Below are 13,307 nucleotides of genomic sequence, written 5' to 3' on the forward strand. Positions count from 1 at the left end.
TAACACTATTGTCTAATTTAGTAACAATTAATGCTCTTCGTGCGCCATACTCAAGTAAACAATTGTAAGCATCATAAAGATAAACGCTTGCAATACAATTACTAAGATATGGAAAATTGCCCAAGGAACTGACAGAGCCCATTGTACCCAGAAAGGTAAAATAGCAATCAAAATAAAGATCAGTTCACCGGCATATAAATTACCGAATAATCGAAGTGCTAAAGAGATTGGTTTTGCAATCAAGCCAACACCTTCTAAAAGTAAATTAAACGGAATCATCCATTTACCAAATGGTTGTAACGTTAACTCACCAATAAAGCCACCAACACCTTTTACTTTAATGCTGTAATAGATAATTAAAGCAAACACGGAGAATGCCATACCTAAAGTTGCATTCATATCAGTTGTTGGTACAACTTTCATGTATTCAATACCCATTAATCCAGCCAAAGCAGGAAGAAAATCAACAGGTATCAAGTCCATCGTATTCATCAAGAATACCCAGACGAATATTGTTAACGCTAATGGAGCAATTACTTTGCTTTTTCCATGGAAAGTTTCCTTAACACTACCGTCAACAAACTCAACCATTAATTCAACAAAGTTTTGTATGCCTGTTGGAACACCTGCATGCGCTTTTTTCGCAGCTGATCTAAACAACCAAAGAAACAACACACCTAGCGCAATGGAGAACCCCATTGTATCTAAATGAATTGCCCAAAACCCCATTTCTGCCGCTTCTGCTGCACCATGTGCAATGCCCCAGCTACCATCAGGATGTTGACCAAAGGTCAAATTCTGTAAGTGATGCTGTATATACTCAGAAGCTGTTGGATTTTCACTAGCCATATACTATCCACGCCCTTTTAATGATAAAAAACTGTTGTCCCACATCATAGATTCAATGTCGTATGAATGCTGGGCTGAGCCAATGACTCAAAATTGCTAATCCAAAACCACAAAAAAAAGCCCCTGCAACTAAGGGTTTTACCAAAATAAAGACTAAGGACAAAATAACGGAAGTCATTACTAACTTCCCCGCCTCACCTCGGTAAAATGATTTTACTATTTCCTGTGCTGGTCTCACTCCTACTTTTCCAAATACTCGAAAAGCAAAATACAAACTTGGTACTAAACTAGATAAAGCCCCTAATAAAAAAGAATAGGCAACGACTTTGTCAAAGCTAAACCAAACGAAACCCGCGGTCAAAAAAGCAAAGACAAGTTGTATAAAAAGAAATTTAAATACCGATTTCTTTTTTGCCGCTATTAACTCTTTTGAGCTAAGAGGTTTATTACTTACCATCAATATCATTACTCCAATAGCTGTTAGATAACTTAACTTAACAGCTAAGTTTCATTTACAGCTTGGTAAATACTTAACCTAGGATTTTCTAAAATCCGACGCATTATATGGGGAATAAGCCTTTCATTCAACTTAAAGTGATTCAGGATTGATCATATAATTAGAGAATCGCACCATAAACGACATATTACGCTTAATATACTTTAATTCTTATTAAACCATTCACTTATTAGCAGCTCTAAATGCTCAGGATTACGATAATCTATAATCAACTTACCCTTACCTTTCGCCGTAGATTGGATTTTAACATCGGTATTCAGACGCTTACTAATCGTCGCTTCATATTCACTATAATTTAAGGTATTAGGTTTATCTAATGGTTTAGGTTGTTGCATCGATTTGACCAGGCGTTCTGTTTCTCGTACAGATAAGCTCTTTGTAACAACCTGCGAAGCGGCTTGAATTTGAAGGTCATGCTCTAATGGCAATAAAGCGCGTGCATGCCCCATTTCGAGATCGCCATGTTCTAACAAACGCCTTACTTCTGTTGTTAACGTTAGTAATCGAAGAAGGTTTGCTACGGATGAACGAGATTTTCCTACCGTATCAGCAACTTCTTGTTGAGTAAGATGGAACTCCTCAACCAGTCGCTGTAAAGCGAACGCTTCTTCAACAGGATTTAAATCCTCTCGTTGAATGTTTTCAATGAGAGCTAGAACAATAGCGTCACTGTCATCGACATGTCGAACAATAACCGGGACCTGGGTTAATTCAGCTAATTTAGCGGCTCTCCAACGTCGTTCACCCGCAATAATTTCATAACTATTAGCATCAATTGGCCTAACAACAATAGGTTGCATTATGCCTTGAGTTCTAATAGAAGCCGCCAGTTCTTCCAAAAGAGCAGGATTCATATCACGACGCGGTTGGAATTTACCTTTGTGCAGCCAATTTAAAGGCAAATAAGTTAAGCCATTAACTTGCTCAGATTCCGTTATCGCTTCATCTGACGTATTAGAAGACGACACTTTAGGTGCTAATAACGCATCTAATCCTCGTCCTAATCCACGTTTTTTTGTTGTCATGATATAAACCTTAGGTTGAGTTCTAAACCGTTATTTGTTCAATGTTCGTTACTTGGTTTTGTTTTTACGTATAAATTCGGCTGCTAGCGCTAAATACGCCATAGCACCTCGAGATTGCTTCTCATAGTGCAATACAGGCAACCCATAGCTTGGCGCTTCAGCCAAGCGAATATTTCTAGGAATAACAGTATCGTATACTTTAGTGTCAAAATGCTTAACCAACTGCTGAGAAACATCGTGAGTTAAGCTGGGTCTAGGGTCATACATGGTTCTTAAAATACCTTCAATAACCAACGAAGGATTTAGCGATTCCGTAATTCTCTCAATGGTTTGCAACAATGCAGTTAACCCTTCAAGAGCATAGTATTCACATTGAACAGGTATAAGCACTCCCTGAGCAGCAGCCATTGCATTTACTGTCAGCATATTTAAAGAAGGAGGGCAATCAAGCAGAATATAATCAAATTCGTTGTCCACTTCATATAAAGCAGCACGCAAACGTGTTTCTTTGCTCGGTAAATCCAAAAGAACAATTTCTGCACCCGTTAAATCTGAGTTCGCAGGTAATATCGAATAACCAGCGGGATCCGTTGCTAGCATGACGTCTTTAACACCATGGGTACCAACAAGAACATCAAATACACTGGTTGTTAGTCCTTCTTTGGTAATACCGCTACCTGTAGTTGCATTACCTTGTGGGTCAAGGTCTATCACTAATACTCGACGTTTCATTGCGGCTAAAGACGCTGCAAGGTTAACACAAGTGGTTGTTTTACCGACTCCACCCTTTTGATTAGTAACGGCTATTGTTTTTGCCATTAGTTCTTTCCTTTGCGAACCATTCTAACTAGATGACGCTCTGCCTCAACATTGGTTACTGTTAAAGAAGTTATATCTTGAACTTCAACATCATCCGGCAATTGCTGTATTTCAGACTCTGGATAAACGCCTTTCATGGCTAAGAAATTTCCGTTTTCATTGGGCAATGGTAACGTCCAGTTAATCATATCTTCTAGAGAAGCAAACGCTCTTGAAATAACGTGGTCGTAATAACCTTGCTGAGTGTGTTTTTCAACTCTTTCATTAAAAATAGAGACGTTATTTATTCCTAACTCCATTTTAACTTGAGTAAGAAAACGTGTCTTTTTTCCATTACTATCAAGTAATGTGAAATTTTTTCCCGGTAGGCAAATCGCTAAGACCATTCCAGGTAATCCCGGTCCAGTCCCTACATCAATGATCTCATTACCGGTTATAAAAGGTAGGGTGGCAAGACTGTCGAGTAAATGTAAATCAATCATTAACTGAGGGTCACGAATTGCCGTTAAGTTATATGCTTTATTCCACTTTTCAAGTAACTCAAGGTAATTTACAAGAGTTAAAAAGGTGTCGTCAGATAAATCAACGCCCATAGATTGGGCGCCTTTTTTTAAAGTTTCAAAATGTGTCACTGTTGAATCCGTTGGTTAATAGCCAGTTGGCATCAGATTCTAGGCACTTTTTCTAGCAATCGCACGTTTTTTTAAACTGACTAGCAATAAAGATACAGCAGCGGCCGTTACACCAGGGATCCTGGATGCAGCAGCAAGTGTTTCAGGCTTCATTAAAATCAGTTTTTGTTTAACTTCATTTGATAGACCCTCAATGATGCTGTAATCCATATCTTTTGGTAAAAGAGTATTCTCTTGACGGCGCATACGTTCAATATCATCGGCTTGTCGAGAAATATAACCCGCATATTTTACCGCTATTTGCACTTGTTCGGACACTTGATCAGGTACCGAAACTTCAGGTACATTTTTTAAGTTTGCAACATCCGCATATTCAATACCTGGACGACGCAACAAATCCATTAAACTGTACTCATGAGAGATAGGCGTTTCAAGCTTTGGATTAATGATTTCTGATTCCGGTGAGTTAGGAACAATCCAGGTAGATTTTAGTCGGGCTGTCTCAAGTTCAATTGCTTCACGTTTTTTGCAGAACGCTTCCCATCGAGCATCTGAAACCAATCCAAGTTCACGGCCTTTTTCAGTTAAACGTAGATCAGCATTATCTTCACGTAAAATGAGACGATATTCTGCACGACTAGTAAACATTCGGTATGGTTCTTTGGTTCCCATCGAAATAAGATCATCAACTAAAACCCCTAAATAGGCTTCATCTCTACGAGGACACCAAGATTCTTTCCCTTGAGACAATAATGCAGCATTCAATCCAGCTAATAACCCTTGCGCTCCAGCTTCTTCATAGCCTGTTGTTCCATTTATTTGTCCAGCGAAGAATAATCTTGGCATATGCTTTGTTTCTAATGAATATTTAAGATCTTGTGGGTTAAAATAATCATACTCAATAGCATAACCTGGACGAGTAATATGTGCATTTTCAAACCCTTTCATAGAACGCACTAATTCTAATTGCACATCAAATGGTAACGAAGTTGAAATACCATTTGGATAAAGCTCATGGGTGGTTAATCCTTCTGGTTCAACAAATATTTGATGTGAATTTTTATCGGCAAAACGAACAATTTTATCTTCTATTGATGGACAATAACGAGGACCTATTCCATCGATAACACCAGTATACATTGGAGAACGATCCATCCCAGAACGAATAATGTCGTGGGTTTTTTCATTTGTATGGGTAATGAAACAATTAATTTGAGTAGGATGTAGCTCTCTGTTCCCCATATACGACATTACTGGAGTAATAATATCTCCTGGCTGGGATTCCATAACACTAAAATCGACTGTACGAGCATCAATTCTTGGAGGCGTTCCTGTTTTTAAACGATCAACACGAAAAGGCAATGCTCGTAACTTTTCAGCAAGGCCAATTGATGGCGGATCTCCAGCACGTCCTCCAGAATGATTTTCTAATCCAATATGGATTAAACCACCTAAAAAAGTTCCTGCTGTTAACACCACAGTATCACTTAAAAATCGAATACCTGTTTGTGTTACAACACCTCTAGCTTCGCCAGATTCAACAATTAAATCTTCGCATGCTTGTTGGAATAGCCATAAGTTTTCTTGGTTTTCTAACGTATGACGAATAGCGGCTTTATATAAAATTCGATCTGCTTGAGCTCTTGTTGCTCTAACTGCAGGTCCTTTACGTGAATTTAATGTTCTAAATTGAATACCTGCTTTATCGGTAGCTAATGCCATAGCACCATCCAATGCATCAATTTCTTTCACTAGATGGGATTTACCAATGCCTCCAATCGCAGGATTACAGGACATTTGACCTAATGTTTCAATATTATGGGTCAATAAAAGTGTTTGAACCCCCATACGAGCTGAAGCAAGTGCCGCTTCTGTTCCAGCATGACCACCACCAACAACAATTACACCAAAACGACTAGGGAAATTCACAAAAACCTCATACCGATAAATGAATAAAAAACGAACAACTGATTCGAAGGCCGCCTAGTATATCTTCAAATATTGAAAAAGAAAGACTTCCCCAAAGCTAAATACCGGTCATCAATAATATATAAATAGTAGTATTACTATGTAGTTCTTATTTTGTTTATGTTTATATAGCAAGACATATTCTGTTGATAACTTTAAAAAAACTATAATTTTCATTATATTATAGTTTTTGATTCTTGTTATAAACACTAGGGACATCATGTGTTGTGGATAACCCAATCTTGTGGATAACCTAGTCACTTATACACGGGTAAAAAAAAGAGGCTGAGTTGTTAAAAACTGTGCAAAACATACGGACTATCTATCACCAAAGTTATGCACATACGCTCTTAGATTGATTGTTTTTTATAAGATACTGAAATTAAAGTATTTATTATAGTTGTTAAGACGGTTTTTTTTGTTCCTTTTGAAAAAATATCCACAAAAATAAAAGTCTAAAAAAGATAAAATTTTTGATCTTTTTACCTTTTTTGTGCAAAAGTCCTTATTTTTTAAACTATTTTAGCTAGTGAATAACTTCAAATAGGAATTGTTGATAGTTTGAAGAGAATAAAAAATATCTGCAATGTGTATAAAAACACACGTGATATATGGAGAAATAATAGTGATGGCTTTTGGAAGGGCCTGACGCATACTTCTAGCGTAGGACAGGCATTTTGAAGAGAGGTCTATTTATTAATAGTCTTATTTACCAATACAAAATGAACCAAAAATACGTCCTAAAAGATCATCGCTGGTAAAAGCTCCGGTAATTTCACTAAGGGCATTCTGAGCTTCTTTTAGGTCTTCAGCTAAAAGCTCTCCAGCACCAAAACCATGAAGTTGCTCACTTCCCGCGATCAGAAATCTATTGGCTTTATTTAATGCTTCTATATGACGACGGCGAGCAATGAATCCACCTTCCGTTGTACTGTCATATCCCATAATATCTTTTAAGTGTTGGGTTAAGTAATTTAACCCAGTGTGAGTCTTGGCTGATAAGGAAATGACTGGAATACCATTTACGGTTTCAATTTTTGTACTTTCTTGAGTTAGATCGATTTTGTTACGTACTATGGTTAAATGCTTGTGACTTTGTAATTGATTAACAAATTCAGGCCAAATTCTAACTGGATCTAAATTTTGTGTGTTTTCACTGTCAACCATTAATAAAATTCGATCGGCTTTATGTATTTCTTGCCAAGCACGCTGAATGCCTATTTGTTCTACTTCATCTGGGCTTTCTCGTAATCCAGCCGTATCAATTATATGCAATGGCATTCCATCTATGTGAATATGCTCTCTAAGAACATCTCTTGTTGTGCCTTCGATACTAGTAACAATGGCTGACTCTTTACCTGATAAAGCATTTAGCAAGCTTGATTTACCTGCATTTGGTCGGCCTGCAATAACAACATTCATCCCTTCACGAATAATGGAGCCTTGCTTAGCTTCTTTTAAGACGTTTTGTAGATTTTCTTGTATCCCAGCCAAATCCCCCGCCACTTTGCCATCACTAATGAAGTCAATTTCTTCTTCTGGAAAGTCAATAGCGGCTTCAACATAGATACGTAGATTAATAAGTGACTCAAGCAGTAAATCTATACGTTTAGAAAAGGCTCCTTGCAAAGATCGTAGGGCGCATTTAGCAGCCTGTTTAGATGATGAGTCAATCAAATCGGCAATGGCTTCGGCCTGTGTTAAGTCCATTTTGTCATTTAAAAAGGCTCTTTCAGAAAATTCGCCTGGACGAGCTAATCTTGCACCTAACGCTAGTGATCTCTCCAGTAACATATCAATTATTACTGGTCCTCCATGTCCTTGTAGCTCAAAGACATCTTCTCCAGTAAAAGAATTTGGTCCTGGAAAATAAAGCGCTATTCCCATATCTATTTGTTCATTTTCTTTACCTTTAAACGGCACATAGTGAGCATTTCTAGGAGTCGGTATAAAACCAATAATTTGCTCAGCAATGGAAAGACTTGCTGGACCCGATAAGCGGACTATTCCAACACCTCCTCGTCCGGGTGGTGTTGCTTGAGCGACAATAGTGTCTTTATCAATGGATTGGCTAAAGTCTGTCATAAAATGGATTTTTCCTGAGAATAAGAATGATTGTCTAGATTGTCCCTTAGTCTGAAAATAAGCGCAATAATTCTCACGTTACATCAAACATAGAGACGCCAAATCTGGCTACTCAGATTTAGGGCGTATGAAAGGCCTAGCTGAAATTCGAGGTGTTGAATTTGCTTTGAAAAAATACGTTCTGGTTTAAAGCTCATTTTATTAAAGGTAAGTAAATGCACTATAGAGCCTGGATTTATACAGATTTAGGCTCTATAAACACTTTCTTTATCTCTGTTTCAGTATTATTTGATCAATATAGGGAAAAACAAGTTGAATATGTCATTAGGACTGAGGTATTTCGTCTAAGAAAACCTCCGTGACGGGTATTTTTGCGTATAATATATCCCTTATTTATGGTGATCTATCGAGAAGTTTCGTATTGACGAAATCATGATTCTTGATTAATTGTTATTGAAATTTTAGTGAGAGGATAGGACATTGGCTCAAAAAAGGGCTGTCGTACGTCAGAGTTTACCTGATGTGATTGTCGCAGATTTACGTAACCGAATTCTTTCTGGTGACCTTGCTGAAGGTGAGTTGATTCGACAAGAGCTATTAGCTGAAGAATACGATGTCTCTAGAATGCCTGTGCGGGAAGCATTGAAACGCTTGGATTCAGAAGGCCTAGTTGTTTTTATTAACAATAGAGGTGCGACGGTAACAAAACATTCTTTAGACGAGATAGCTGAAATTTTCGATGTTAGGAAGCTATTGGAAGTGGATTTATTTAAAAAAGCGATTCCTCTGATGGAAGAATCGCATTTTAATCAATGTGAAGCATTACTCGATGAAATGGAAGCATCTTATAAAGAAGGTAATGTGGCGGATTGGGGGCCTTTGAACGCTCAATTTCATGGTGTTTTATATCAGGCGGCGAACCAAAAGTTGACAACTCAATTACTTGAGCGAGTGAGCCTACAGGCTAATCGCTATGTAAGCATGCATATAGATCAGCTGAGAAAAGCAGACAATGCCGAACATGATCACCGAGGCTTATTAGAGCTTGCTCGTAAAGGTGATATAGAAGCGGCGGCAGAATTATTGTGCTCCCATCTTGAGAATACCAAGGTACAAATTTTAGAGTTAATTGCCTCAACACGAGGTGAGTAAACCTACCTAGTTTGATTGAAAAGAGTGCTAACCGAACATGGGCTCTTTTCGATCCATATCTTTATCCTTTTTCGTTATTTTTAGTAATACGTTGAACTTTTGAGCTATAGGTGCGCTTAAAACACGCTTATTTGCGAATAGCTTGTACAAATTCTAATTTTGGATACAATATCCATTAATTTCATTTTCTCAACATGAAAATTTTTCTTAAATAAAGACGAATGGAGCGAGAACACATGACTTTCATGCTACATGGTAAACATTTAATTGCTGGTCAGTGGGTAGAATCTGATCAAACATTTGTATCTTCCCCTGCTTTTGGTGAAGCCCATTCATTTTCAAAAGGCTCTTTGGCAGAGGTCAATGCGGCTGTTGAGGCTGCTGAACATGCTTTTTTGGAATACGGATACTCTTCTCGTGAAGTAAGGGCTGAGTTTTTAAATGTTATTGCTGACGAAATAGATGCTCGTGGCGACGACATTACCGCTATTGGGTGCTCAGAGACAGGTCTACCGGAAGCGCGTCTAATTGGAGAACGTGGCCGAACATGTGGTCAGCTTCGATTGTTTGCGGAGCACATTCTTCAGGGTAATTATCTTGATAAACGTCATGATGCTGCGTTACCAGAACGCCAGCCTCTACCAAGAGCCGATCTTAAGCTAATACAGAGACCTATTGGGCCTATCGCTGTATTTGGTGCATCTAACTTCCCCTTAGCCTTTTCCACGGCAGGTGGCGATACCGCAGCGGCTTTAGCGGCAGGTTGTCCTGTTGTTGTTAAAGGCCATAGTGCGCATCCAGGAACTGGTGAAATTGTCGCTGAAGCCATTCATGCTGCGATTCAAAAATGCGGTATGCCTGCTGGTGTCTTCAGTCTTATTCAAGGGGGAAACCGTGACGTTGGCTCGGCTTTAGTTCAACACCCATTGATTAAAGCAGTAGGCTTTACAGGCTCTTTAGCAGGAGGCAGAGCGTTGTTTGATTTATGTGCGGCTCGTTCTGAGCCGATTCCTTTTTTTGGTGAACTCGGTTCTGTTAACCCAATGTTTTTATTTCCTCATGCCGTTTCAAATCGAGGTGAAGCGCTCGCTAAGGGTTGGGCTGGGTCATTAACTATTGGAGCGGGTCAGTTCTGTACTAATCCTGGTATTGCGGTATTACTTGCTGGAGAGGACGCTGATTTATTTGTATCCAATACAAGTGAAGCGTTATCGTCTGTCTCTTCTCAAACGATGTTGACGGATGGTATTGCAGAAGCTTATCGTGCTGGTCAACAGCGTATCGCTTCAACATCTGGCGTGCAAGAGATTCTAAAAACGAGCTGTGATTCTCGTAACGCAACACCTTATTTATATGCCACAACGGCAAAAGAATGGCTGTTAAATGAGTCATTAGCTGAAGAAGTATTTGGTCCATTAGGCGTGATTGTATTAGCTTCTTCCTTAGAAGAAATGCAAAAAGTGGCTACGAACCTTGAAGGACAGCTAACTTGTACTCTTCACCTTGATGAAGCGGATATGAATGAGGCTAAATGCTTTATTCCGGTATTAGAACGTAAAGCGGGTCGTATATTGGCGAACGCGTTTCCAACAGGTGTTGAAGTGTGTGACAGCATGGTACATGGAGGACCTTATCCTGCATCAACAAACTTTGGTGCGACATCAGTTGGAACCATGTCAATTCGTCGATTCCTACGTCCAGTGTGTTATCAAGATATTCCTACGGCACTATTGCCAGCTGATCTTATGTAGCTTTTGCTTCATTATCAGAAAACAATAAAAAGCGGAGTGGCTTAGGCGACTCCGCTTTCTTATGTTTGTTGACCCTGAATGTACTGAACGAGCTGTTCTACATGAGAGGGTTATTTACGTAATTTGAGCAAATCTTCATACAGAGCGCGCGGAATATCAACCGCATTACGTGCTAGGTTGCGCTCACTGGCGGCCTGACGACGTTGCGATGGTAAACGAGCCCCTTGATCAAGGATATCCGCAAATAAGCGTTCTGCGCGAGCGTCGTTAGTATCGACTTTGCCTCCACTGAATAAATTCGGATCAAAAGCAATAATGATTTCGCCATGATAAGGTGCTTCTAAACGGCCTTCTGCTGCTTCCATGCTTTCCTTACTGGTTAAATCATCAATAAGCGGCCCGGCTAATAGTTCAATCATAATCGATAAGGCTGACCCTTTATGAGCGCCAAAGGTTAGCATTGCTCCCGCCATCGCTGCTTCAGGGTCCGTTGTTGGATTGCCGTCTTTATCGATCGCTACGCCTTCAGGTAAGGGTTTATTCGCCCGACGATAAAGTTCTATTTCACCACGGGCAAATTGGCTGGTGGCAAAATCAAAGGTAAAGGGGGCTTTGCCCTGTCTCGGCCAACTAAAAGCAAAAGGATTTGTCCCTAGTGTGCCTCGTGTGCCTCCAGCAGGAGCTACCCAAGCATGGCTTGGTAGCATCGCCATCGCGGCTAAACCTGCTTCCGATAATTTTTCAACTTCAGGCCAAAGTGCTGAGAAATGGAAGCAATTGTTAATTGCTAATGCGGAGATGCCATTCTTTTTGGTTTTTTCAATAAGTAAAGGTAACGATTCATGGAGGGCAAGCAGTGAAATACCGTCATTAGCATTCGTTCGAATAACCGCTGGTCCTGCATCGACAACAGTTGGTTTTGCCGCGCCATTCGCTCGTCCTGATTGAATACTTTCAGTACACATAAATAAGCGATACAGACCATGAGAATGGCAATCTCCCAGCTGATTAGTGTAGATAATATCAGTGATAGAATGGGCATGGTCTTGATTAAAACCATTATCCATAAGAATAGATTCACTGAGTTCTCGTACTTCCGATAAGCTTAACGTTACGTTTTCGTTCATTGTGCCTCCTAAATAGTTAAATACATAAATCTGATTATTTGAAACGCCTTGCTGAATAAGGCTCAAGAGGGATCGTTGGGGAACGACCAAATACGAGGTCAGCAACCATTTCAGCGGTACCTGCGGATTGAGTTAATCCTAGGTGACCATGACCAAAAGCGTAAATAACACGTGTTGACTGAGATGAGTAGCTGATAACGGGCAAACTGTCAGGCATAGAGGGTCGATACCCCATCCATTGCTTTCCGCCCTCAGTCTTGAGATCGGGTAAAAATGCAGCGGCTTTGTTTAATAGAATATCGGCACGTTTATAATTTGGAGCAAGGGATAAGCCACCAAGCTCGACAGCGCCTCCAATTCGAATACCCTCCCCTGCTTTCGATACAACAAAGCCATGATTACTAAAGCTAATATGTGTTTTAAGGTCAAATGCACCGGCAGGTAATGTAGTATTGTAACCACGCTCGGTGTCTAAAGGTAAACTGTCACCTAACGTTTTTGCTAGCTTTTTGGACCAAGCCCCTGTTGCTAATACGATCTGAGTGGCTTGATAGTGGTTACCATGGTCACCTTTTACCGAAGCGGTTTCAGAACTTAAATCAATTGAAGTGATTTCTGTAATGGCGATTTCCCCCTAGTTTCTTAAATTCATTGGCTAAGTGTTGAGTCCATTGAGCTGGGTGAACAACATTTTTCCATTCAGGAGTAAATCCAGCATGGGTAAAGCGAGCATCGATACCGGGTTGGATGGACGCAATGGCTTCTGGACTTTCTAAAAACTCAAACTTCACACCATATTTTTTACGCACATCCCAGCCTGGTTGGGCGGCTTTGAACTCAGTTTCTCCTTCATAAAGTTGTAATTGCCCTTCCCTGCGAATTAAGGCTTCGCCATTGACCTCCTGTATCTGCCTTTCTAGAGCGGCTTTGGATAGTTCCATTAGATTCGATTGCGCTGTTAGTGCATTAACGTAACGGTCTTTCCAACTAGCACGCCAAAAATGCAACATCCATGGCAGAATTTTAAACGCATAAGCCGGATGAATTGACAAAGGCCCAAGGGGATCTAATAACCACTTTGGTGCTTTTTTCATAATGCCTGGAGTGGCAAGAGGTATCACATCGGCAAAGGCAAATGCGCCTGCATTACCTGAAGAGGTTTCCGCCGCGACGCCTTTTCGATCGATTACTAATACTTGTTTCCCTTTTGACTGTAATTTAAGCGCGGTACTGATACCTATAATACCGGCTCCAATCACAATCACATCGTACGGTATTGTGCGGCTCATAAAGTTGGGCTCCTGATAATAAAAAAAGATCCATATAAAGCATGTATTTTTATTCTACATCTACCACTATATCCTTAAACTTTAGAGGATGAG

At 39.8% G+C, this 13,307-nt stretch carries 12 protein-coding genes; 2 read left to right on the forward strand and 10 right to left on the reverse strand.

Annotated features, from left to right (window positions below):
- Positions 1–27 precede the first annotated feature (27 nt).
- The 7 genes from atpB to mnmE all read right to left on the reverse strand — a co-directional run bounded on the left by atpB (position 28) and on the right by mnmE (position 7,895).
- Positions 28–849, reverse strand: a complete 822-nt coding sequence (atpB, locus tag O1D97_RS09240; RefSeq protein WP_191601690.1) for a F0F1 ATP synthase subunit A — start codon at positions 847–849, stop codon at positions 28–30.
- Positions 850–901: 52 nt separating this feature from the next.
- Positions 902–1,306 carry an ATP synthase subunit I gene (locus tag O1D97_RS09245; RefSeq protein ID WP_269124947.1) on the reverse strand — a complete coding sequence of 135 codons (405 nt, stop codon included), beginning with the start codon at positions 1,304–1,306 and terminating at the stop codon, positions 902–904.
- Between the two features lie 203 nt (positions 1,307–1,509).
- Complete coding sequence (locus O1D97_RS09250; RefSeq protein ID WP_269124949.1) at positions 1,510–2,391, reverse strand: ParB/RepB/Spo0J family partition protein; 882 nt, start codon at positions 2,389–2,391, stop codon at positions 1,510–1,512.
- A gap of 48 nt (positions 2,392–2,439) precedes the next feature.
- On the reverse strand, positions 2,440–3,210 hold the full coding sequence (locus O1D97_RS09255; protein WP_269124951.1) for a ParA family protein: 771 nt from the start codon (positions 3,208–3,210) through the stop codon (positions 2,440–2,442).
- Positions 3,210–3,842, reverse strand: coding sequence for a 16S rRNA (guanine(527)-N(7))-methyltransferase RsmG (gene rsmG, locus O1D97_RS09260; RefSeq protein WP_269124952.1), 633 nt, complete (start codon positions 3,840–3,842; stop codon positions 3,210–3,212). The genes O1D97_RS09255 and rsmG overlap by 1 nt, the downstream gene beginning before the upstream one ends.
- 39 nt (positions 3,843–3,881) lie before the next feature.
- Positions 3,882–5,771: a tRNA uridine-5-carboxymethylaminomethyl(34) synthesis enzyme MnmG gene (mnmG, locus tag O1D97_RS09265; RefSeq protein WP_269124954.1), complete on the reverse strand. Its 1,890-nt coding sequence runs from the start codon at positions 5,769–5,771 to the stop codon at positions 3,882–3,884.
- Between the two features lie 744 nt (positions 5,772–6,515).
- The gene (gene mnmE / locus O1D97_RS09270; RefSeq protein ID WP_269124956.1) at positions 6,516–7,895 is read right to left on the reverse strand and encodes a tRNA uridine-5-carboxymethylaminomethyl(34) synthesis GTPase MnmE; all 1,380 of its coding nucleotides are present in this window, start codon (positions 7,893–7,895) and stop codon (positions 6,516–6,518) included.
- A 480-nt stretch (positions 7,896–8,375) separates the two neighbouring features.
- Between mnmE and O1D97_RS09275 the strand changes: the two genes are divergently transcribed.
- Both O1D97_RS09275 and O1D97_RS09280 read left to right on the forward strand, forming a co-directional pair.
- Complete coding sequence (locus O1D97_RS09275; protein WP_269124958.1) at positions 8,376–9,047, forward strand: GntR family transcriptional regulator; 672 nt, start codon at positions 8,376–8,378, stop codon at positions 9,045–9,047.
- Positions 9,048–9,283: 236 nt separating this feature from the next.
- Entirely contained in the window at positions 9,284–10,798 is a 1,515-nt protein-coding gene (locus tag O1D97_RS09280) for an aldehyde dehydrogenase (NADP(+)) (RefSeq protein ID WP_269124960.1), read from the forward strand.
- A gap of 110 nt (positions 10,799–10,908) precedes the next feature.
- Here O1D97_RS09280 and O1D97_RS09285 read toward each other — a convergent pair whose 3' ends face one another.
- The 3 genes from O1D97_RS09285 to O1D97_RS19610 are packed head-to-tail and all read right to left on the reverse strand — an operon-like array spanning position 10,909 to position 13,214.
- Complete coding sequence (locus O1D97_RS09285) at positions 10,909–11,925, reverse strand: Ldh family oxidoreductase (protein WP_269124962.1); 1,017 nt, start codon at positions 11,923–11,925, stop codon at positions 10,909–10,911.
- A 34-nt stretch (positions 11,926–11,959) separates the two neighbouring features.
- Positions 11,960–12,553, reverse strand: coding sequence for an NAD(P)/FAD-dependent oxidoreductase (locus O1D97_RS19605; protein ID WP_330221470.1), 594 nt, complete (start codon positions 12,551–12,553; stop codon positions 11,960–11,962).
- On the reverse strand, positions 12,525–13,214 hold the full coding sequence (locus O1D97_RS19610) for an FAD-dependent oxidoreductase (protein WP_330221463.1): 690 nt from the start codon (positions 13,212–13,214) through the stop codon (positions 12,525–12,527). Before O1D97_RS19610 ends, O1D97_RS19605 begins: the two co-directional genes overlap by 29 nt.
- Between the last annotated feature and the right edge of the window lie 93 nt (positions 13,215–13,307).

Origin of the sequence: Marinomonas phaeophyticola, from assembly GCF_026966905.1 — a bacterium.
In the GTDB taxonomy this organism is placed as follows: domain Bacteria; phylum Pseudomonadota; class Gammaproteobacteria; order Pseudomonadales; family Marinomonadaceae; genus Marinomonas; species Marinomonas phaeophyticola.